This window comes from Micromonospora sp. USAFONa4 (assembly GCF_057197825.1).
In genome coordinates this window covers 3,237,101-3,257,816 of the sequence record NZ_CM170072.1, presented here as the reverse complement: position 1 = coordinate 3,257,816, position 20,716 = coordinate 3,237,101, and the positions used below count along the sequence as shown (strand labels likewise).

At 73.7% G+C, this 20,716-nt stretch carries 24 protein-coding genes; 7 read left to right on the top strand and 17 right to left on the bottom strand.

Going from position 1 to position 20,716, the window contains the following annotated elements:
* The first annotated feature begins 24 nt into the window (after window positions 1–24).
* A complete protein-coding gene (gene ddaH, locus AC0OO9_RS14205; RefSeq protein WP_484517591.1) occupies window positions 25–858 on the top strand; it encodes a dimethylargininase in 834 nt (277 codons plus the stop codon).
* Window positions 859–916: 58 nt separating this feature from the next.
* Here ddaH and AC0OO9_RS14200 read toward each other — a convergent pair whose 3' ends face one another.
* Window positions 917–2,110 carry an ABC transporter substrate-binding protein gene (locus AC0OO9_RS14200; RefSeq protein WP_484517590.1) on the bottom strand — a complete coding sequence of 398 codons (1,194 nt, stop codon included), beginning with the start codon at window positions 2,108–2,110 and terminating at the stop codon, window positions 917–919.
* Between the two features lie 79 nt (window positions 2,111–2,189).
* Window positions 2,190–2,987, bottom strand: coding sequence for an alpha/beta hydrolase family protein (locus tag AC0OO9_RS14195; RefSeq protein ID WP_484517589.1), 798 nt, complete (start codon window positions 2,985–2,987; stop codon window positions 2,190–2,192).
* A gap of 82 nt (window positions 2,988–3,069) precedes the next feature.
* On the opposite strand from AC0OO9_RS14195, the gene AC0OO9_RS14190 reads away from it, so the two are divergent.
* Window positions 3,070–3,678, top strand: a complete 609-nt coding sequence (locus AC0OO9_RS14190) for a bacterial proteasome activator family protein (protein WP_132240499.1) — start codon at window positions 3,070–3,072, stop codon at window positions 3,676–3,678.
* A gap of 33 nt (window positions 3,679–3,711) precedes the next feature.
* On the opposite strand, the gene AC0OO9_RS14185 is transcribed toward AC0OO9_RS14190, so the two are convergent.
* The gene (locus AC0OO9_RS14185; protein ID WP_357577769.1) at window positions 3,712–4,524 is read right to left on the bottom strand and encodes an HAD family hydrolase; all 813 of its coding nucleotides are present in this window, start codon (window positions 4,522–4,524) and stop codon (window positions 3,712–3,714) included.
* Window positions 4,524–5,345: an HAD family hydrolase gene (locus AC0OO9_RS14180; RefSeq protein WP_484517588.1), complete on the bottom strand. Its 822-nt coding sequence runs from the start codon at window positions 5,343–5,345 to the stop codon at window positions 4,524–4,526. Before AC0OO9_RS14180 ends, AC0OO9_RS14185 begins: the two co-directional genes overlap by 1 nt.
* 195 nt (window positions 5,346–5,540) lie before the next feature.
* On the opposite strand from AC0OO9_RS14180, the gene AC0OO9_RS14175 reads away from it, so the two are divergent.
* Window positions 5,541–6,062, top strand: coding sequence for a GNAT family N-acetyltransferase (locus AC0OO9_RS14175; protein ID WP_484517587.1), 522 nt, complete (start codon window positions 5,541–5,543; stop codon window positions 6,060–6,062).
* On the opposite strand, the gene AC0OO9_RS14170 is transcribed toward AC0OO9_RS14175, so the two are convergent.
* Window positions 6,059–6,844 (bottom strand): hypothetical protein, encoded by a 786-nt coding sequence (locus AC0OO9_RS14170; protein WP_484517586.1) that lies wholly within the window; start codon window positions 6,842–6,844, stop codon window positions 6,059–6,061. The genes AC0OO9_RS14175 and AC0OO9_RS14170 overlap by 4 nt on opposite strands.
* Before the next feature lie 112 nt (window positions 6,845–6,956).
* Between AC0OO9_RS14170 and AC0OO9_RS14165 the strand changes: the two genes are divergently transcribed.
* The 3 genes from AC0OO9_RS14165 (at window position 6,957) to AC0OO9_RS14155 (ending at window position 8,760) form a co-directional block, all read left to right on the top strand.
* Window positions 6,957–7,388 carry an OsmC family protein gene (locus tag AC0OO9_RS14165; RefSeq protein WP_393005346.1) on the top strand — a complete coding sequence of 144 codons (432 nt, stop codon included), beginning with the start codon at window positions 6,957–6,959 and terminating at the stop codon, window positions 7,386–7,388.
* Between the two features lie 239 nt (window positions 7,389–7,627).
* The gene (locus tag AC0OO9_RS14160; RefSeq protein ID WP_172896728.1) at window positions 7,628–7,972 is read left to right on the top strand and encodes a metallopeptidase family protein; all 345 of its coding nucleotides are present in this window, start codon (window positions 7,628–7,630) and stop codon (window positions 7,970–7,972) included.
* A gap of 65 nt (window positions 7,973–8,037) precedes the next feature.
* Entirely contained in the window at window positions 8,038–8,760 is a 723-nt protein-coding gene (locus AC0OO9_RS14155) for an AIM24 family protein (protein ID WP_151457315.1), read from the top strand.
* A gap of 125 nt (window positions 8,761–8,885) precedes the next feature.
* Here the strand turns inward: AC0OO9_RS14155 and pheA are convergent, their stop codons facing one another.
* The 5 genes from pheA to AC0OO9_RS14130 all read right to left on the bottom strand — a co-directional run bounded on the left by pheA (window position 8,886) and on the right by AC0OO9_RS14130 (window position 12,516).
* Window positions 8,886–9,839 (bottom strand): prephenate dehydratase, encoded by a 954-nt coding sequence (gene pheA, locus AC0OO9_RS14150; RefSeq protein WP_484517585.1) that lies wholly within the window; start codon window positions 9,837–9,839, stop codon window positions 8,886–8,888.
* A gap of 9 nt (window positions 9,840–9,848) precedes the next feature.
* On the bottom strand, window positions 9,849–10,328 hold the full coding sequence (locus tag AC0OO9_RS14145) for a hypothetical protein (RefSeq protein ID WP_484517584.1): 480 nt from the start codon (window positions 10,326–10,328) through the stop codon (window positions 9,849–9,851).
* A 347-nt stretch (window positions 10,329–10,675) separates the two neighbouring features.
* Entirely contained in the window at window positions 10,676–11,065 is a 390-nt protein-coding gene (locus AC0OO9_RS14140) for an ACT domain-containing protein (protein ID WP_121397477.1), read from the bottom strand.
* Between the two features lie 75 nt (window positions 11,066–11,140).
* A complete protein-coding gene (locus AC0OO9_RS14135) occupies window positions 11,141–11,599 on the bottom strand; it encodes a hypothetical protein (RefSeq protein WP_421456217.1) in 459 nt (152 codons plus the stop codon).
* A gap of 176 nt (window positions 11,600–11,775) precedes the next feature.
* Window positions 11,776–12,516: a hypothetical protein gene (locus AC0OO9_RS14130; RefSeq protein ID WP_484517583.1), complete on the bottom strand. Its 741-nt coding sequence runs from the start codon at window positions 12,514–12,516 to the stop codon at window positions 11,776–11,778.
* Between the two features lie 163 nt (window positions 12,517–12,679).
* On the opposite strand from AC0OO9_RS14130, the gene AC0OO9_RS14125 reads away from it, so the two are divergent.
* On the top strand, window positions 12,680–13,897 hold the full coding sequence (locus AC0OO9_RS14125; RefSeq protein ID WP_484517582.1) for an arginine deiminase: 1,218 nt from the start codon (window positions 12,680–12,682) through the stop codon (window positions 13,895–13,897).
* A gap of 112 nt (window positions 13,898–14,009) precedes the next feature.
* On the opposite strand, the gene AC0OO9_RS14120 is transcribed toward AC0OO9_RS14125, so the two are convergent.
* From AC0OO9_RS14120 to AC0OO9_RS14090, 7 genes are all read right to left on the bottom strand, one after another.
* Window positions 14,010–14,894 carry a DUF5926 family protein gene (locus tag AC0OO9_RS14120; RefSeq protein WP_484517581.1) on the bottom strand — a complete coding sequence of 295 codons (885 nt, stop codon included), beginning with the start codon at window positions 14,892–14,894 and terminating at the stop codon, window positions 14,010–14,012.
* A gap of 60 nt (window positions 14,895–14,954) precedes the next feature.
* Window positions 14,955–15,404, bottom strand: coding sequence for an ATP-binding protein (locus AC0OO9_RS14115; protein ID WP_484517580.1), 450 nt, complete (start codon window positions 15,402–15,404; stop codon window positions 14,955–14,957).
* A 35-nt stretch (window positions 15,405–15,439) separates the two neighbouring features.
* Window positions 15,440–16,897, bottom strand: coding sequence for a sensor histidine kinase (locus tag AC0OO9_RS14110; protein ID WP_484517579.1), 1,458 nt, complete (start codon window positions 16,895–16,897; stop codon window positions 15,440–15,442).
* 73 nt (window positions 16,898–16,970) lie between these two features.
* On the bottom strand, window positions 16,971–17,762 hold the full coding sequence (locus tag AC0OO9_RS14105) for a glycerophosphodiester phosphodiesterase (RefSeq protein ID WP_484517578.1): 792 nt from the start codon (window positions 17,760–17,762) through the stop codon (window positions 16,971–16,973).
* Window positions 17,763–17,772: 10 nt separating this feature from the next.
* A complete protein-coding gene (locus AC0OO9_RS14100; RefSeq protein WP_132240515.1) occupies window positions 17,773–18,108 on the bottom strand; it encodes a rhodanese-like domain-containing protein in 336 nt (111 codons plus the stop codon).
* 53 nt (window positions 18,109–18,161) lie between these two features.
* Window positions 18,162–19,109, bottom strand: coding sequence for an LCP family protein (locus tag AC0OO9_RS14095; RefSeq protein WP_484517577.1), 948 nt, complete (start codon window positions 19,107–19,109; stop codon window positions 18,162–18,164).
* A gap of 212 nt (window positions 19,110–19,321) precedes the next feature.
* A complete protein-coding gene (locus AC0OO9_RS14090) occupies window positions 19,322–20,536 on the bottom strand; it encodes an LCP family protein (RefSeq protein WP_421456198.1) in 1,215 nt (404 codons plus the stop codon).
* Between the last annotated feature and the right edge of the window lie 180 nt (window positions 20,537–20,716).

The window sequence follows — 20,716 nt, the reverse complement described above, 5'->3', positions numbered from 1 at the left end:
ACCAAAGTTCGAGGGTACCTACCCTTGGTCATCGTGAACCAGCAGCGAGTCGCGCGAAAGCGGACATATCTCATGTGCTCGCCCGAGCACTTCGCGGTCGAGTACGCGATCAATCCGTGGATGGACGTGACCACCCCGGTCGACTCGCAGCTTGCGGTCAAGCAGTGGGACCGGCTGCGGGAGACCCTGGTCGGTCTCGGCCACGAGGTGCACCTGCTGACCCCCGGGCAGGGCCTGCCCGACATGGTCTACGCGGCCAACGGGGCGTTCGTGGTCGACGGCACGGTCTACGGCGCGCAGTTCAAGCACGAGCAGCGGGCCGCCGAGGCCGCCGCGCACCGGGCGTTCTACGAGTCGCAGGGCTGGCGGTTCATCGCGCCGATCGAGACCAACGAGGGCGAGGGCGACTTCGCGTACCTGCCGGAGGCGCACGGCGGGCTGATCCTCGCCGGGCACGGCTTCCGCACCGAGCTGCCGGCGCACGCCGAGGCGCAGGAGGCCCTCGGCCGGCCCGTGGTGTCGCTGCGCCTGGTCGACCCGCGCTTCTACCACCTGGACGTCGCGCTCGCCTCGATCGACGACGAGAACGTCGTCTACTACCCGGGCGCCTTCTCCGCCGCCAGCCAGCGGGTGCTCACCCAGCTCTTCCCCGACGCGGTGGTCGCCGACGCCGAGGACGCCCTGGCCTTCGGCCTCAACCTGGTCAGCGACGGGCTCAACGTCGTGCTGAACAGCGAGGCGACCCGCCTGGCCGGGAAGCTGAAGGCCGCCGGCTACCACCCGGTGCCGGTCGAGCTGGCCGAGCTGAAGAAGGGCGGCGGCAGCGTGAAGTGCTGCATCGCCGAACTCCGCCACTGACCCGCCGCTCCGCCGCCCCGCCGCCACCGGACGCGTGGGGGTGGGGCGGGGTGGTGGTTCAGCCGAGCGTGGCCAGCTCGGTCACCAGGACGTTGGACAGCACCTGGCCGTCGAGCTGGACCTCGCGCAGGTACCACCGCTGCTGCGGCGTACGGGGCTGGTTGAACTGCCACACCCCGCGCGGGCTGTCGATCTGGCCGATCTTGCCGAGGGCCAGGTTGACCTGCTGCGGGGTGGGCGACCCGCCGGCGATCCGGATCGCCTGGTCGAGCACCTGCGCGGCGTCGTACGAGGCCATCGCGTAGGTGGTCGGCGAGGTGCCGTGCTTCTTGCGGTACGCCGAGGCGAACCGGCGGTTGGCCGTGTTGTTCAGGTCGGACGAGTAGTTCAGCGCCGTCTGGATGCCCAGCGCGTCCTCGGCCTTGACGCTGCTCAGCACGGCGCCCTCGGTGAGGAAGCCGGGGGCGTAGACCTTGCCGGTGAACCCCTCGATGCGCAGCTGCTTGATGAACTCGACGGCGGCCGGCCCGGCGAAGAAGCAGAACACCGCCGTCGGGTTCCGGTCCAGCGCCTTGCGGATGTCGGCCCGGTACGCGGACTTCGACGGGTTGGTGAAGACCTCCGTCGAGACCACCGCGTCCTTGATCCGGGGGTCGGACTCGCCGAACTCCTGCCGGAAGCCCCGCACCACGTCCTGGCTGCCGACGCTGTCCGGCGCGATGATCGCCAGCCGCGCCGACGACTCCAGCTGTTCGCGCAGGTAGCGGCCCAGCGCCCGGCCGGCCTCGTCGAGCACGTACGACGTCCGCCAGATGTAGACGACGCTCTGGAGGCTGGACGGCGAGGCGTTGGAACCGATCAGGGGCACCCGGGCCTGTTCGACGGTGTCGCGGATGCCGGACATGACGTTCGCGTCGACCACGCCGGTGAGGGCGAGCACGCCCTGCTTCAGCAGCCCCTCGACGGCGGCCTTGCCGGTCTTGACGCTCTCGCCCTCGTCGGCGGTGAGCAGGGTGGTGGGGTGCCCGCCCAGCAGCTTGTCGTTGAGCTCGAGGAAGAGCTGGAAGCCGTTGGTGATCTCGTCGCCGATCGCCTTGAGGCCGCCGCTGGTCGGCGCCACGAGGCCGATCTTGATCGGGCTTCCCGTGCCCGCCTCGCCGTCGGCGTCGTCGGTGCCGCACCCGGCGACCAGTCCGGCCGTACCGAGAGCGGCCAGCAGTTGGAGGGCCCGCCTGCGGTTCATCTGCGACACCGAGTTCCTTCCGGGGAGCGTTGCAGGGCGGATCACGCCCCCTCGGCGTTCTACCCGGTCAGCGACGCTGCGTCAATGCTTAGCGATCTTTCCGCAGCGATCGGAAAGCAGCCGTGATCTGTGGCCACGCGGCGGACTCCGGATCGATGAGCCCGAAATGCTCGCATTCCGGCAGCTCAACGAGGTGAACGTCGCCGCCCGCCGCCCGGCCGGCGGCAACGAACTCCCGACTCATCCCGACCGGGACGTGCTCATCGAGTGAGCCATGCGCGACTACTGTCCGTGTCGGGATGGGCACCAATGAACGTGGATCAGCTGCGGCGTACCGCTCGGGGTGGTCCGCCGGGCCGCCGCCCAGCAGCGCGACCACCGCCCCCTCGTCCAGATCCAGCCGGTACGCCTCCGCGAGGTTCGACACCGGGGCCAGCGCCAGCACGCCGCCGACGGCCTCCGGGGCGGTCGCCGCCACGTACAGCGCGAGGTGTCCCCCCGCCGAGTGGCCCACCAGCAGCGGCGGCCCGGCGGCGACCCGGCCGGGCAGCGCCTCGGCCGCGAGCCGGGGCAGCTCCGTCACCCCGGTCAGCACGTCGGTCAGCGTCGCGGGCCAGCCGCCACCCGGCTGCCCCGTCCGGCGGTACTCCACCTGCGCCACCGGGTGGCCCAGCCCGGCCAGCGCGGCGGCCAGCGGGTCGGTGTGCCGCCGGTCGTACTCGGCCCGCCAGAAGCCGCCGTGCACCACGACGACCAGCTGCCGGGCCGGGCCCGACCCGGCCGGGACGCGCAGGTCGGCGAGCTGGTCCGGGTGGTCGCCGTAGGAGACGGTGACGTCGGGGGCCGGAGCGGGGCGGCTGAGCACGTCGCGGGGGTCGGCGGGCATGGCGCGACCGTAGCGCGGATCACGCGCGGATCCGCCGTCGGGATCGGTCCCCGGGCGCATGGGCGCTCGCGGCTGGGTAAAGATGGGTCCCATGACCGAAGCGCACTCCGCTGGACAGAACGACGAGCCGGGCCAGGATGGCACCGGTCACTCCGGAACGGTGGTGGTGGTCGGCCCGGACGGGCGGCCCGTCGGCACCGTGCAGACCGACGAGGCACACGGCGAGGACCCGACCCGACTGGTCGAGCAGCCGGCCAAGGTGATGCGGATCGGCAGCATGATCAAGCAGCTGCTCGAGGAGGTCAAGGCCGCCCCGCTCGACGACGCCAGCCGGCACCGGATGCGGGAGATCCACCAGCGCTCGATCGTCGAGCTGAAGGAGGGGCTCGCCCCCGAGCTGCGCGAGGAGCTGGAACGCATCTCGCTGCCCTTCACCGAGGAGAAGGCGCCCAGCGAGGGCGAGCTGCGCATCGCGCACGCCCAGCTCGTCGGCTGGCTGGAGGGCCTGTTCCACGGCATCCAGGCGGCCCTGGTCGCACAGCAGATGGCCGCCCGGGTGCAGCTGGAGCAGATGCGCTCCGGCCGGCAGGCGCTGCCCAGCGGCCCCGGCGCCGGCATGCTGCCGGGCATGCCGGGGATGGGCCAGCCGCCGCAGGGCGGCGAGGGGCACAGCACCGGCCAGTACCTCTGACCGCGCGGCCGGCCGGGGACGCCGGCCGGCCGCTCAGCCCACCCCGAAGACCTTCTCCAGGTACGCCGCCACGCCGTCCGCCGAGTTCGCCGCCGTGACCTCGTCGGCGATCTCCAGGACGGCGCGGTGCGCGTTCGCCACCGCCACTCCCCGCCCGGCCCAGGTCAGCATCGGCACGTCGTTCGGCATGTCGCCGAAGGCGAGCACGTCCCGGGCGTCGATGCCGAGCCGCGCGCAGTACCACGCCAGCCCGGCCGCCTTGGTCACGCCGGCGGCGGAGATCTCCACCAGCCCCGAGTACGACGAGTGGGTCGCCTCGGCCAGCCCTTCGAGGGCGGCGGCCACCAGCGCGACGAACGCGTCCGGATCCTGCTCGGCGGACCGGGCCAACAGCTTCACCGCCGGTGCCGCCAGCAGCTCCTCGGGGGTCTCGACCGCCCGGATCGCGTCGTGGTCGGCGTCCCAGCGCAGCGGGTAGTGCGCCTCGTGCCGCATCTGCCGGCTGTCGACGATCTCCACCGCGAAGCTGATCTCCGGCACCTCGGCGCGCAGCCGCCGGGCCACCTCGGCGAGCAGTTCCGGGGCGAGCGGGTCGGCCCGAACCACCTCGTCCGCGACCGGGTCGTAGACCACCGCGCCGTTGGCGCAGATCGCCGGCAGCGGCTCGGCGAGCTGCTCGTACACCATCTTGAGCCACCGGATGGGACGGCCGGTGACCAGCACGACCGGCGTGCCCCGCGCGGACAGCCGGGCCAGCACGTCGGCGGTGTGCGGGCTGAGCGTGCGGTCGTCCCGGAGCAGGGTGCCGTCGATGTCGGTGGCGATCAGCCGTGGTGCCTCTCCCATCAGCGGGACAGTAGCCGATCGAGGTACACCGCCACCCCGTCGTCGTCGTTGCGCAGGGTCACCTCGTCCGCGGCGGCGCGGACCACCGGGTGGGCGTTGGAGACCGCGACCCGGGCCCAGCCGGCCCACTCGAACATCGGCAGGTCGTTGGGCATGTCGCCGAAGACGAGGACCTCGGCCGGGTCGACGCCGAGGCGCTGCGCCACCACGGTCAGCCCGGTGGACTTGTCGACCCCCGGCGGGCAGATCTCGACGAAGCCCAGCCCCGCCTGGGTGAGCGTGGCGACCTCCGGCGCGACGATCCGCCGGGCGACCGCGAGCAGTTCGTCGACGTGGTGGTCGGCGGTCCGGACGAAAGCCTTGATCACGTCGCACGAGAGGCACTCGGCGCGGCTGCGCGCCTCGAACTCGTGCTGGTAGGGCCAGCTCGGGTGGTAGTCGCCCCAGAGCGGGGCGCCGTGCTCGTCCGACGCCTCGACCATCACGGTCAGCGGCCCGACGGCCGCCTCCAGGTCGGCCAGCAGCGCGGTCAGCACCTCGGCGGAGAGGCGCTCGTCGCGCAGCACCACCGGCCCGGCCGGGTCGCTCTGGTCGACGACCCGGCCGCCGCCGGCCATCACCAGGAAGTCCGCGGCCCGGATGTCGTTGCGAGTCATTCCGGCCAGCCTCGGGCCGCGACCGGTGGCGCCGACCACCGGGATACCGGCGGCCCGCACCCGGTCGAGCACCGCGTGGGTGTACGCCGAGACGGTGTCGTCGCTGCGGACGAGCGTCCCGTCGAGATCCGTGGCGATCAGCTTGGGCAGGCCCGGGCGGGTCATCGTTCCTCCTTCGCCCGCCGCCGTCGCAGCCAGCCGTCTCGGTCCTCGGTGCCTCGACCCTGAGTGACGGCGGGCAGCAAACGTACCTCGCGGAACGGGCCCCCACCATGGCGTTGCGGCGAATGCCGTGCCAACGGTCGACGGCCCGCCGGTGTCCCCGTCCGGGGCCCCGCCGCGGGCCGTAGGGTGGGACGGATGGGAGAGCGGGACTGGCCGGTGGCGGAGGCCGTCGACACCGAGCGGCTGCTGCTGGAGCCGCTCCGCGTCGACCACGCCGAGGAACTCGCCCCGCTCCTGGACGACCCGGCCCTGCACGAGTACATCGGGGGCAGCCCGGCCACCTTGGAGCAGCTCCGGGAGCGGTACCGCCGGCAGACGGCCGGGCGATCGCCGGACGGCCGGGAGGGCTGGCTCAACTGGGTCGTCCGGCACCGGGACAGCGGCGACGCGGTCGGCACCGTGCAGGCCACCGTGCGGCTCGACGGTGACCGGCAGGTCGCCGAGCTGGCCTGGGTCGTCCTGACGCCACACCAGGGCCGCGGCTACGCCGGCGAGGCCGCCGCCGGCCTGGTCGGCTGGCTGGCGGAGCGCGACATCCGGGCGCTGGTCGCGCACGTGCACCCCGACCACCGGGCCTCCGCGCGGGTGGCCGAGCGGCTCGGCCTGCGGGCCACCGACGAGCGAGCGGACGGCGAGGTCCGCTGGGTGGCCCCCTAGTCCGGGAGGTCTGGGCGGGCGAAGGGGGCGGCCGGCCCGACGGTGAGGTCGGCCGGCGCGGGCGGCAGCCCGTCGTCCGTCAGCTCACGCGGCCTGCGGCGGCGCCAGCCCACCGGCTCCGCCCCCGCTCCGCCGTCCGCCCCGGTTTCGGCACCCGCCCCGGTCCCGCCTTCCGCCTCGGTCCCGCCGCCGGACTTCCCGGCGATCCGGGCCGTGCCGGCCGGGGCCAGCTTCAGCGCCGCCGCGAAGAGCGCACAGGCCAGGAACGCCGTCACCAGGCCCCGGCCGTACTCGACCTGGAACCCGTCGTCAGTGGAGTAGAAGAAGACGCGTTGGGCGGCCTCGTCGAGCGAGGCGGTGGCCGCGACCAGCAGCCCCAGCAGCGCCCCGGCCACGGCCAGCCCGGCGAGCCGGGCGTTCGGACGCACCGCGGGAGTGCCGCGCAGCGCGAGCACCACCGCGCAGACCAGGGCGAACAGCCCGACCAGGTAGCCCACCCCGAACCCGCCGACGTCGGACACCCCGCCCGGCACCCGCAGCGGGGTGTTGCCCTGCGGGCCGCCGTTGGGGATGGTCATCACCTGCCACTCGCCGAGCATCGAGGCGAGGGCGGCCACCGCGCCGAGCGCCGCGAGCAGCACGGGCAGCCGGGGGTCCCGGCCCAGGCCGGAGAACGTACGTCCGAACCGCCCCGGCCTGTCCGGCTGGGCGGTGCCCCACTCCAGGACGGCGGCACCGTCGGACCGGTGTTCCTGCCGGGGAATGGGGGAACTCTGGGACATCGGCCACCCTTCCGCGTTCGCGGGCCTGCCCCGAATCATGACACAGTACGCACCCGGTGACGCGGAGCGTGAACGGTCGCCGGCGGGTGCCCGTTGGGCTAGCGTCGGGTGCATGCCTATCCGTACCGCTTCCGCACAATGGCAGGGCAACCTCACCGAGGGGTCCGGCACGATCCGCACCGGCAAGGGCGGGCTGGAGGGGAACTACTCCTTCAAGTCCCGTTTCGAGGAGGGTGAGGGCACCAACCCCGAGGAGCTGATCGGCGCGGCCCACGCCGGCTGCTTCTCGATGGCCTTCTCCAAGGCGCTCGCCGAGGCCGGCTCGCCGCCCACCTCCGTGGAGACCACCGCCAAGGTCCACCTCGACAAGACCGACGCCGGGATGACGGTGACCCGGATCGAGCTGGAAACCGTCGGCCAGGTGCCCGGCATCGACGAGGCCCAGTTCACCAAGCTCGCGGAGACCGCCAAGGAGAACTGCCCGATCTCCCGCCTGCTCGCCCCGGGCGCCCAGATCAGCCTGACCGCCCGCCTCGCCTCCTGACCGTCCCCGTCGTCGGCGTCGACCGCCACGGGAACCACGCTCCCCGTGGCGGCCCGCCGAGCCGGGCCGGGCGCGCGGTCGGCGGGCTCCGGGCGGTCGGCCGCAGGCTCCGGACCCGGGACGGGCGGCCGGTCGCCGGCTCCGACCGACCCCGGCGGCCGAGCCGGACCGGCGCTCGGGTCGGCGGGCCTGACCGGCGCGGGCGGGCCGTGTCGTCGGGCAGAATGGGCGGGGTGCCGGTGGAGATGAGTCGCGAGCGCTTCGAGGAGCTGGTCGGCGACGCGCTCGACGAGGTGCCCGAGGAACTCCTCGCCCTGATGAGCAACGTCGTGATCCTGGTGGAGGACGACCCGCCCCCCGGCGAGGACCTGCTCGGCCTCTACGAGGGGCACGCCCTCACCGAACGCGGCTGGGACTACGCCGGCGTGCTGCCGGACCGCATCCTGATCTACCGCAACCCCATCCTGCGCATCTGCGACGACGACGAGGACGTCGTCGACGAGGTCGCGGTGACGGTGGTGCACGAGATCGCCCACCACTTCGGCATCGACGACGCCCGCCTGCACGAGCTGGGCTGGGGCTAGCGGGCGGCGGTTGCCACCGTCGCCTACCGTCGGTCCAGGTACCGCGAACTCAGGAGGCACTTCCAATGCGCAGCGAGCTGTTCTCGGCGGAGAACCTTGAGAAGGAGTCCGCGCAGCCCGGCATGCGGCTGCAGAACTCCAAGATGTTGAAGGTCGAACTCAACGGCGAGATGATGGCCCGGGTCGGGTCGATGGTCGCCTACCAGGGGCAGGTGCAGTTCCAGGCGCTCGGCTCCGGCGGGCTCGGCAAGTTCCTCAAGCAGAAGCTGACCGGCGAGGGCGTCCCGCTGATGAAGGTCTCGGGCCGGGGTGACGTCTTCCTCGCCGACTTCGCCAAGGACGTGCACGTCATCGACCTGGAGCCCGGCGACGCGCTCTCCATCAACGGCTCCAGCGTGCTGGCCTTCGACTCCACCCTCCAGTACGACATCCGGATGGTCGGCGGGGCCGGCATGGCGTCCTCGTCGGGCCTGTTCAACTGCGTCTTCAGCGGTTACGGCCGGATCGCCATCACCACCAAGGGCACTCCGGTGGTGCTCAGCGTCGACGCCCCCACCTACGTCGACCCGCAGGCGGCGGTCTGCTGGTCGGCCAACCTCCAGACCGGCTACCACCGCGCCGAGCAGCTCGGCCTCGGCACGCTGCTGGGCCGGAGCACCGGCGAGGCGTTCACGATGAGCTTCGCCGGCCAGGGCTTCGTCGTCGTCCAGCCCTCCGAGGAACCGCCCGTCATGGGCAGCGGCTCCCAGGAGCAGCAGGGCGGGCTCCTCGGCGGCCTGCTCAGCTGAGGCACGCCCCGCACCACCCCGCACCGCCCCCGCCCGCGCCGACCGGCCCCGCCGGATCCGCCGCCCATCGGGGGCGGTGCCGTTGCCGGGCCGCGGTCGGCTCCGGGGCGGTCCCGGGACTGCCGTCAGCCGAGATCGCCGGCGCGCAGGCGGGCCAGCCAGGCGGCGGCGTCGGCGTAGTCGGCGTCCGAGAGGCCGGCGGGGGCCGGGATCGGGCGGTCGCCCGTCCCGGGGAACCGGTGCCGGGGGTACGAGCCCAGGAAGCGCACGTCGGCGCAGACCCGGCGCAGCCCCTGCAACGCCTCGCCCAGGCGTACGTCCGCCACGTGCCCGGCGCAGTCGAGGAAGAAGACGTAGCGGCCGAGCGCCTCGCCCGTCGGGCGGGACTCGATCCGGCTCATGTTGACCCCGCGGACGGCCAGCTCCATCAGCACCGACAGCAGCGCGCCCACCCGGTCATGCGCGATGTAGACCGCCAGGGACGTCACGTCGTCGCCAGTCGGCGGCGGGGGCGGCCCGGGGCGGGACACCAGCGCGAAGCGGGTCACCGCGTCCGGGTGGTCGGCGATCTTGTCGGCGAGCACGTCGAGCCGGTGCCGCCCGGCCCCGATCGGGGCGCAGATCGCCGCGTCGTACTCGCCGGTGGCGGCTCCGGCGGCGGCGGCGCCGTTGGAGAGCACGTCGACGACCACCGCGTCGGGCAGGTGCGCGCGTAGCCAGCCCCGGCACTGGGTGGACGCCTGCGGGTGGGCGGCGACGCTGCGCACGTGCGGGAGCGCCGTGCCGGGCCGCGCGGCGAGCACGAACTCGACCGGCAGGACCACCTCGCGGGTGATCACCAGGGGTTCGCCCTCGGCGAGTTCGTCCAGGGTCACCCCGACGGCGCCGCCGATCGAGTTCTCCAGCGGCACCAGGGCCGCGTCCGCCTCCCCGGTCCGTACGCCCTCCAGCGCCTCGGGGACGCTGCGGGCCGGCGTGCGGCTGCCCCGCTCGGCGGCGGGGATGCTCTTCAACGCCTGCTCGGCGAAGGTGCCCTCCGGCCCGAGATAGACGAAGCGCGTCGGCGGTGTTCCCGGCATGGCGACAGCCTACGCACCCGGTACGCCGAGCGACCCGCCCTCGCAGACGCGCGTCCGGATGCCGGGCGGCCCGGCGGCGCGGACCTCGGCGGTGCAGACGTCGGTGCCGGCGGTGACCAGGCGCGGGGCGCCCGGCCGGCCCTGGGTGATCACCTGGAGCGTCTCGTGCCCGGTCACGTCGAGCACCGTGTAGTGCCACTCGCCCGCGCAGAGCGGCCCGGTCCGCACCCGGACCCGCACGCCGTTCGGCAGCACGCCACCCCGGCCCCGCACCAGGTCGACGATCCGGGCTCCCGAGGGGCCGTCCGGGCACGGGACCGCGACCAGGCCGGGGTCGACCGTGGGGGTGGGCAGGCCGGTGGCGGGCGGCAGGGTCGGCGCGGTGCTGGGAATGCCGGTCGGTGCGGGGCTGGCGGTGCGGGTCGGCGCGGTGGTCGGGGCGGGCTCCCGAAGCTCGGGCGGCGTGCCGCAGGCGGCCAGGGAGAGCATGGCCAGCAACGCGGCTGCCGCTGCCGGTGCCGCCCTCAGCCCCGTGGCTGGCTGGACCGGCCGGTGCCGGCGCGGGTGGCGGTGATCGGGGGCGCGGGTAAGAGCGGGTCGCCGGGCAGCAGACGGGCGTGCCGTACCGGCGGGTGGCCGGGGCGTCACCGATGGTTGGTCCGCGTGGGCGTGCGTCCGGCCCGCTCCGGGGTGCCCGGCGTCGACGCGGGGCGGGCGGGCGGGTGTGGCGGGGCGCGAGGGGGTGGGCGGCACGGCCGATCCTCGGGACATCGGGAAGCGTCACTGCGGCCGGGAGGCCGAGCCCATCCTAGGAGGAACCGGCGGGCGGGTGAAGATCAGCCGAGGACGCGATGGCCGGCACGCTCCAGGGCGGCAGTCGCCTCGCGGAGCCGCACGGCGGGAACCAGCAGGTAGTCGGTGTCGTAGGTGGAGAAGGCGACCACGCTGACCCGGGCTGCGGCGAGGGGGTCGACCAGCGCGGCGAGGGTGCCGCTGACCGCCAGGTCGAGCGGTTCGGCGACCCGCAGGCAGCGCCAGGCGGTCTCGCCGACGGCCTGCTCGGGCGCCCGGTCGGCGGGGCAGATCAGCGAGATCCCGTCGGCCGTCCAGCTCACCGTGACGACGTCGCCGTTGCTCAGCCCGCCCGACAACTCGGGCGGCAGGGCGGAGCCGGCGGCCAGGCGGCACACGGCGTACTTCCCCGGCAGCAGAGCGATATCGAGCATGAGGGCACCTTACGGCCTCGGTACGGGCCCGCCCCAGATTCGCCGCGTGCGGCGAACGCCACATCCCGCCGCTGGTCAGACCGGGGAGAAGAACGTAAGTGAACCGGCGACCGTCCCGCTGGTGAACACCGGGGTGGAGATCGCATCGACGGTCGAGTCCGGCGCGTCGGTCGACGCGGCCTGGACCCGGAGCAGCCCTCGGGCCAGGCGTCCGGAGGAGAGCGCCAGCAGCGGCGGGATCTTGTCGATCTCGGGCTCGGTCAGCTCGCACCGGTTGGCGGTGAAGTCGAGCAGCCGTAGCCCGCCGTCGAGCAGCGGCAGCCCCGTCACGTCCTCCGGGTCGCCCAGGCAGAGCAGCTCGCAGCCGGCGACGGAGACGGCGACGACCCTCGTCCCGGCGTCGATCAGCAGGCACGGCTCGTCGGCGTGGGAGACGGTCGACGACCACCGACCGAGGTTGTCGAACTCCTGCCCTGTCGGTGTTCCCGCCGCCGGCACGAACACGTCAGAGAGCGAGAGTTCGACGTGGGCCACCGCGCCTCCTATGTACACCGACGGTCCGTCCACGCTAGCCGGTCGTCGCGGGTGACGCCGACCGCGCGTGGTCACCGGGCCGCCGGTGGGTGAGGGAATGCCCTGACCAGGCGGCCGGCGACGGCGCGACCGACGGGTGCCGACCGGCACCCGGGTGCGTGGCGTCGCCGGTGACGTTACCGTCGGTTGGCCGGCTTGTCAGCGGCCGTTCGGCCGCCCTCGTACCACCGGTAGTCCGCAGCCGGCCGGTACGCGCCGTTCACCCAGGTCTCCGGGTGCTGTGCGACCCGCGAGAGCTTCTCGGCCGTGGCCGGGCTGATCCGGCTGCCCCCGGCGACGAGCAGGCGGTCCAGCTCGCGGTGGGTGGCCATGAGGCAGTCCTTCGGCAGGCCGTAGACGCTGATGACGCCGGAGCCGACGAACGTCAGCACCGGCGTCACCGGGATCGGCAGCCCCACGGCGTCGGAGAGGGCCTTGCTGGCCCGCTTGGCGTCGCGGCGGGCCTCGGCCACGTAGGGCGGGCGCTTGCCGTTGATCTGGACCACGTCGCCGGCCACCAGCACCCGGGCCCGGCCGTGGTCGGCGATGGTGACCGCGAAGAGCCCGCTCGGCCCGATGGCAAGGAAGCCGGCACGTTCGTCGCGCTCGTGGTCGAGCAGGAGATCGGCGGCGTCCGTGCGGGGCCACTCGATGACGTGCCACGCGGGCCCGAGATGGTCGAGCCGGCCGAGCGCCCGTGCCCCGGCCGCCTCCAGCCGCCGGGCGCCCCGCTCCGCCCTGCGGCGGCGGGCCCACTCCAACGGGGACGGACGGACGGGTGCGAGCACCCCCGGCGACTCCACGCGGGGGTGTGGCACCGCTGCGGGCGGCAGTGCCCGGGCGGGGGGTACGGCTTGACGAGCGGGAAAGACAGTCATCGCGACCTCCGGCAAAAGGTCCCTCGAAGTTATGTCCTCACTACCCTACGTTGCCAGTCCCCTGTGTCGGCAAGTTGGAACGCCGGAGTGAGTGTGGATGAATGCCATATTCATCCACCCCTGTTTTATCGGATGCCGCCAAACCCTGCCCTACGCTGCGAGGGTGACCCACTACGTGGACAGCGAAGTCGGTCGGCTCGGGACGGTGCTGCTGCACCGCCCCGGTCCTGAGTTGGCCCGGCTCACCCCCCGGAACAACGACTCGCTCCTCTTCGACGCCATCCCATGGGTCGGACGGGCCCAGGAGGAGCACGACGCCTTCGCCGCCGCCCTGCGCGAGCGCGGCGTCGAGGTGCTCTACCTTGCCACCCTCCTGGCCGAGACGCTCGCCGTCGCCGACGCGCGGGCCGAACTCACCGGGGAGGTGCTCCGCTCGCCCAGGCTCGGCGACTCGCTGCGCGCCCGGGTCGCCGACCACCTCGCGTACCTCGATCCCGCCGCGCTCGCCGACGTGCTCATCGCCGGACTGGCCCACGAGGAGCTCCGGGTCAGCCGGGAGCGGCCGGGCGGCCTCGTCTACACCCTGATGGACCGGCACGACTTCGTCATCGACCCGCTGCCGAACCTGCTGTTCACCCGGGACTCCTCGTTCTGGGTCGGCGACCGGGTCGGGGTGACCAGCCTGGCGATGCCGGCGCGGCGGCGGGAGACCACGCTGACCGACGCCATCTACCGGCACCACCCGCGCTTCGCCGGCACCGAGCTCGTCTACCAGCCCGGCCTGGAGCACCTGGAGGGCGGCGACGTGCTGCTGTTCGCGCCGGGGGTGCTGGCCGTCGGGGTGGGCGAGCGGACCACACCCGCCGGCGCGGAACGCCTCGCCCGGCAGGTCTTCGCCGCCGGGCTCGCGCACACCATCCTCGTCGTCCCGATCGCCCAGGAACGGGCGACCATGCACCTCGACACCGTCTGCACGATGGTGGACGTCGACGCCGTGCTGATGTACCCGAACATCGCCCACACGCTGTCGGCGTACACGGTGATCGCCGGGGCGGACGGTGAGGACCCGCGGGTGGACGGCCCGGCGCCGTTCCTGCGGGCCGCCGCCGACGCGATGGACCTGCCCCAGCTCCGGGTCATCGACACCGGCCTGGACCCGGTGACCGCGGAACGCGAGCAGTGGGACGACGGCAACAACACCCTGGCCATCGCGCCCCGGCTCTGCGTGGGCTACGAGCGCAACACGGAGACCAACGCGCAGCTGGAGCGGGCCGGCATCGAGGTGATCCCGATCGCCGGCTCGGAGCTGGGCTCGGGCCGGGGCGGACCACGCTGCATGTCCTGCCCGCTGGTCCGCGAGCCGCTGGGCGGGCCGGTGTGAGGAAGGGCCCCTTCCTGACGTATTCGGTACAGGAAGGGGCCCTTCCTCACACCGCAGCCGCCGCGCGAGGCGGGCGCGGCTGCGAGGGCGGAGGGTGCGCGGGGTGTCCGGCTCAGCGCAGGGTGAGTTGGCGGCCGAGCAGGCCGTGGCGGGCCCGCCGGCCGGCGGCGTCCAGCGGGGTGGGCTCGGCGAGCGCCTCCGCGTACCGCTTGGCGAAGTCGGCGACCGGCTGCTCCCAGTCGGCGGCCGGGACGTCCTCCGGCAGGTCCCAGACGGGCACGAGCCGGCCGTGGGCCCGGAACATGCCCGCGAAGCGGGTGTCCTCGCCGAGCACCAGCGTGCCGGCGACACTCAGCCGGGACAGCGCGTCCAGCGCGGCGTCCTCGTCGTCGGGCAGCACCCAGCGCACGTGCGCCTTCTCCGGCACCTGGCACCAGTACGCGGCCCGGGCGGCGGCGAGCCGTACGGTGGGGTAGATCGCGGCGTTCGCCCGCTCCAGGGACGCCTGCACGTTCGGGTCGTCGCCGGCCCCCGGGTCGAGCCAGAACTCGAACCCGTCGTGCATGGTGACCTCCAGCGGGCCGTCGGCGAGGACGTCCTGCAACCGGGGGCCGGGGCCGGGCAGCGGCGGCACGGGCACCGGTCGGCCCGGCTCGGCCCGCAGTGCGCAGAGCAGCGCCTCGGCCAGGTCCCGGGAGATGTCGCCCGACTGGAGGTGACGCTGGAGCCCGATGAGGACCCGCCCGTCCGGCTTGGTCATGGCAGGGGTGGCCATCGGCAGCACGGTGGCCAGGGTGACCTCCCGGTCGCCGAACTCCTCGACCAGGGCGGGGGCCAGCCGCAGCGGCGCGGAGGCGGCCGGCACCAGTTCCCGCAGGGCGATCCACTCCGGCTCGTCGGTCAGCCCCTCGAACGGTCGGGGCACGAAGATGTCCCGTACCTTCTCCCGCTTGGGGGTGGCTTCGGCGGCCCGCTGGCTCTTTCGACGCTTGCTCACGGCGACACAGCCTAGAGGCCCCGGCGGCCCGGCGGGGGCGGGACCCGCCCTCGCGGTCGGTCAGCCGGCCACGGCAAGGTCCGACCGGGTGACGTCGGCGGGGTCGAACTCGGCCCACACGCTCTGGCCCAGGCCGTCGCGCTCGACGCCCCAGCGGTCGGCCAGCCCCGAGATGATGTGCAGCCCTCGGCCGTCGACGGCGTCGGTGTCGGCGATCCGCATCGTGGGGCCCGCGGCGGCGCCGCCGTCGGTCACCCGGATCTGCACCTGCTGGCCGCCGGACGAGTCGCGCAGCCGCCAGGCCACCCGGACCACTCCGCCGGGCAGCGGGTCGGCGTGCCGGACCGCGTTGCCGACCAGTTCGGCGAGGACCGCGACGAGGTCGGCCAGGAGCGGCGGGGGTACGACGTCGGCCAGTTCCTCGGCGAGGCGTCGCCGCGCCACCCGCGCCCCAGCGGCGTGGTGGGGGACCACCACGCACCATGCCCGATCGGCAGCTCCCGTCGACACCTTCGTCCCTTCCCGCCCCCGTTGCCCGTCGCCGGTCACCCGCGCGGCAGCCGCACCTCTGCGACCGTACCGCCACCGGCCCTCGGCCGTAGGGATACCCATCCATTCTGCTGTTCAACGATCCGACGGACGAGATAGAGGCCGAGTCCGGCCCCGGCGTAGCGGCGGCGGTCGCCCGACTCGCCCTGCCAGAACCGGTCGAAGGCCCGCTCCACGTGCTCCGGCCGGATGCCGATGCCCCGGTCGCGTACCTGGAAGGAGACCGTCGACCCGTCCGCGTCGGCGGTGATCTCGATGAGCGAGCCGGGCTCGGAGTACTTGCCGGCGTTCGTGCAGAGTTCCGTGAGCATGGTGGCGAGGCTCAGCCGGTGGCCGAGCGCCTTGGGCAGGTCCTCGGGGAGGCGGAGGACGAGCCGTTGCCGCAGCTCCGCCGGGAGGTCGACCGCCGCCGCGCGCAGCGCGTCACCGAGGTCGTACGGGGCGGGGGGCTGGTCGCCCGGCCCCGCCTCGGCGGCGGAGGAGAGCAGCCGGTCCACCAGCCGGGCCAGCTCGTTGGCGCGTTGCCCGATCACGCGGGCGGCCTGCCGCCGGTCGGTCTCGGTCAGCGACTCCCAGTGGTCGGTCAGCGTGTCCGCATAGCCCTTGATCACGGTCACCGGCGTACGCAGCTCGTGGCTGGTCACCGCCACGAAGAGGTCCCGGTCGTGGTCGCGGCGCTGCTGGTCGGTGATGTCCCGGAAGGTGACCACCCGCAGGGTGCCGGGGCCGGGCAGCTCGCCGGAGGTGATCGTGAGCCAGCGGCCGTCCGGCATCCGGTGGTCGCGCACCTGCCCGGACGGGGGCAGCGGGAAGGGCAACGGCCGGTTGAGCGCCTGGGCCACGGAACGGCCGGTGACCCGGGCGGCGGCCGGGTTCCAGAGCCGGACGTGGTTGTCCCGGTCGACCACGGCCAGGCCGTCCGCCAGCGCCGCCACCACCGGCCCGTCGCCGTGCACGGGCAGCCCGGTCTGGTCGCCGTACATGTGGGCGATGCAGGAGGCCAGGTAGCCCGCGACGGCGTGCTGCTCGGCGTCGGGCGGGTCGTCGCCGTCGGGGTAGAGCACGTGCAGGCTGCCGACCGTCAGCCCGCCGATCTCCGCGCGGGAGACCACCATCCGGAGCAGGCCCCGTTCGGCGAGCTCGGCGGAGAGCCTGCCGGTCAGCTCGTCCGTGCGGACCTGGCGCACCCGCGCGCCGGAGAGCAGGCAGACGGTGGCGGGGTCGTCGGCCGGCACGGGGTGGCCGACGGCCCACTCGGCGGCGCCGGTCGCGGCGATCACCCGGCCGCCGGTCGGCGCGAACTCGACGAACGCCGTGCCCGCCGCGCCGAGCGCGGACCGGGCCACGCGGAGCAGGTGGGTGAGCACCGGAAGGCCGGTGCCGCCCGAGTTGATCATTTCGATCACCGTGGTGTGGCCGGCGATGAGAGCGGAGAGGTCGGTGCGCTCCGGCATCCTCCGAGTGTGCCCCGCCGGCCAGTCCGGGGACACCCCTGCCCGACCGGGCCTCCGTGCGCTGCCACCCCGGTCAGCGGCCCAGGCTGGCCAGCGTGTGCGCCGGCCGGTCGGTGATGATGCCGTCCACCCCGGCGGCCAGGACGAGGTCCAGGTCCGCCGGCTCGTTCACGGTCCACACGAAGACCTGGTTGCCCGCCGCCCGCAGGGCGGGCACCAGCTGCGGGCGGGCGCGCACCAGGGCGACGCCGGGGCCGGCGATCCGGGTGCCGAACGGCAGCCGCCCCGGCCGCACCCAGCGCGGCAGCACGTCCAGCAGCAGCACCGTGGGCAGCGCGGGGGCCAACCCCCGGATCCGGCGTACGGCCAGCGGCGAGAACGACATCACGGTGACCCGTACCGGATCGTCCGGTTTCGGCTCGGTCAGGCCGTACCGGCGCAGCATCGCGACGAGTCGGCGCTCGACGTTCCCGCCGTGGCGGGAGGGGTGCTTGGTCTCCACCAGCAGCCGCACCGGCCTGCCGGCGGCCAGCACCGCGTCCAGCAGCCGCTCCAGGGTCAGCAGCCGGGTGTGCGACTCGTCCAGCACCTCGTCGCCGTCGGCGGGCGCGCAGCCGGGGTGCCAGGAGCCGAAGTCCAGCGCCTCCAGCTCCGCGAGGGTACGGGCGCTGACCAGTCCCTGGCCGTTGCTGGTGCGGTCGAGCCGGCGGTCGTGCACGCAGACCAGGTGGCCGTCCCGGGTCAGCCGGACGTCGCACTCCAGCCCGTCCGCGCCCTCGTCGAGGGCCCGCAGGTAGGCCGCGAGGGTGTGCTCGGGCAGGTCGTGCGAGGAACCGCGGTGCGCGAAGACGAGAGGGGCGTCCATCCCGACCGTCCTAGAGGACCCGGCCCGGCTGCCCGTCCTCGCGGACCACTCCTCGCCCGGCGGCGGCCCACTCGCCCATCCCGCCCTCGACGTTGCGCACCTGGTCCCAGCCGTTGCGCATCAGGTAGGCGACCACCTGTGCGGAGCGCCCACCGGAGCGGCAGATGACGGCGACGTCGCGGTCGGTCGGCACCTCGGCGATCCGGGCCGGCAGTTCCATCATCGGCAGGTGGTGCGCGCCGGGGGCGTGGCCGGCGTTCCACTCGTCGTCCTCCCGGACGTCGAGCAGGTACGCGTCGTCGGCGATCTCGGTCACGGTCACGGTGGGAACCTGGGATCCGAACACGGGCCAAGCCTAGATCCTCGCCCGGGCGGCCGGTGGCGGGCCGCCCCCGGGAGTCACAGCCGGGTGACCCACCGCGGGTTGGCGCGCGCCCAGTCCGGCACGCGGGTGCCGCGTACCGCCTCGAAGAGGCCGTTCCCGCCGTTGTCGAGCACCACGTACGACACCTGGTCGATGGTCTGGGGGTGGGAGGGGACCTGCACGCCGCGCAGCGCGTCCGCCGGCAGGTCGCGCAGCGCGAGGACCAGGTCCTCCAGCCGTACGCCGTTGGTGTCCACGGTCAACGAGCCGCCCACGGCACGGATCACCTGGTCCAGCTTGACCGGGTTGGTCCGCAGCGACGTCTCGCTCGTGCGCTCCAGCACCGCCCGGAGCAGTTGCTGCTGGTGGGTCTGCCTGTCGTAGTCGCCGCCCGGCAGGTCGTAGCGCTGGCGGACGTAGTCCAGCGCCTCACCGCCGTCCATCTGCTGGCAGCCGGGCGCGAAGACGCGGTCGGTGTGGATCGAGCGGACCTCGGTGTCCACGCACATGCGTACGCCGCCGAGCAGGTCGATGACCTTGCGGAAGCCGGAGAAGTCGATCAGGGCCGCGCCGTCGAAGCGGATGCCGGTCAACCGGGACAGGGTGGCCGAGAGCAGGCGGGTGCCCGGCTGGCCGCCCCCGCCGTGCTCGTACGCCGCATTGATCTTGTCCTGGCCGCCGCCGTAGCCGTTGCCGGCGGGGATGGCCACGAGCAGGTCCCGGGGGACGGAGACCAGGTACGCCTCGCGCCCGCCGGCGGGGACGTGCACGATGAGGATGGTGTCCGAGCGTCGGTCCGCCGCGCTGCCGCTCTGCCAGCGGTCGGTCCCCACCAGCAGGTAGTTCAGCGGCCCGTCGGGGTCGGTGCGCTCCCGGCGGGCGGTGGGGTCGAGCAGTTGCTCCCGGACGACGCTGCGGTCGTACCGGTCGCTCAGCACCTCCAGGCCCGCCACGGCGAGCCCGGCCAGCAGCACCAGGGCCACGCCCAGGCCGAGCAGCAGCCGGGGCCAGCGGACGCGGGGCGGCCGGGCGGGCCGGGTGTCGGTCCCGGCCCGGCCCCGACCGTCGCCCGTCGATCTGGACGTGACGCCTCCCCGCGACCCGTACGTGAATCCCTCTCACGTCAGGCTACGGTCGACCAGGGCGGTCCGGGCCGCTTCGCCGACATCGCCCGGCGAACCGCCCCGGGCCGGCGTCACTCGCGGTTGGAGACCACCTCGGGGTTGGCGAAGACGAATTCGGCCAGCTTGTCCTGTTTCACCGCGCGGAACATGTCCATCGTCTGGGCGCTGAGCGTCTCGCGGGTGCCGTCGCTGTGGAAGGTGCCGCCGTTCGTCTTCAGCATGACCAGGTCGTTGCCGGTCACCCCGCGCATGGTGAAGACGAAGTCGGGGACCGGCACGCCGGCGGTGTCGAGGATGAATGCCTTGCCGGCGGCGTCGATCAGCTTGTTCAGCTTGATCGGGTTGGTCAGCGTCCCGTCCTGGGTGGCCTTCTTCGCCATCGCCTTGATCAGCTGCTGCTGGTTCTGCTGCCGGTCGTAGTCGCCGTTCTTGAGGCTCTTGCGCTGCCGGGAGTAGTCCAGCGCCGCCCAGCCCTCCATCTCGCGGCAGCCCTTCTTGTGCACCACGGGCGTCCGCTGCTTGCCGGTCTTCTTCGCGTCCGCGTTCCACATCGGCTTGCCGTCCACGTACGACATGTGGATCGACTCGACCTCCTGCTTGACGCAGATGCGCACCGTGCCGAGAGCCTCGATGACGTTCTTGAATCCGCCGAAGTTGATGATGGCCGCGCCGTCGAAGCTGATCCCGGTCATCTTCTTGATGGTCTGCGCCATCAGCTGGGCGCCGCCCTCCCAGCCGCCGCCGTTGCGGGCGCCGGCCTGGAACGCCGCGTTGATCTTGTCGGTGCCGCCCTTGTAGCCGCTCGGCCTGAAGGCCGGGATCTGGGCCTCGGTGTCCCGGGGGATCGAGATCAGGTACGCCTGGTCGTGCGTGGCCGGGATGTGCAGCACGATGATGCTGTCCGCCCGCACGTCGTCGGCGGCCCACCGCTCCCGGGCGTCCACACCGAGCAGCAGCATGTCGATCGGACCGTCCAGGCTGGCGCCACCCTCGGCGTCGGTCTTGCCGGCGTCGCCGAGCAGGTTGCGCTGGGCGATGTTGCCGGTGGCGCTGCTGATCAGCGCCTTGCTGCCGACGATGGCCGCTCCGCTGGCCACCATCAGCACGGCGCCGAAGATCAGGGTGAGTCGGGCCCAGAGCGGGTCCTTACGGCGCGACCGCTTCTTCGCGGACCCGCCACCGGGCCTGCCGCCCTTGACGGGCTGCTTCGGGATGCTCGTGGAGGCCCGGACCGGGCCACGGGGGGACTCCAGCGCCGGAGGGCGACGGCTGGTCTGAACCGGCATGCGTGCTCCAGCTCGCGTTTGTCAGGGGGCGGGATCACTTTACGGACGCTTTCCCGTCCTGGCGAGGTCGTCCGACCGTCAAATACCGTTCGTACGGCCGTCATCCAGGAAAACTGACCGAACGGACAGATCGATACGGCTGGTCGGCGGTTGGCTCACAGGAAGCGCTCGGCCGGCTCT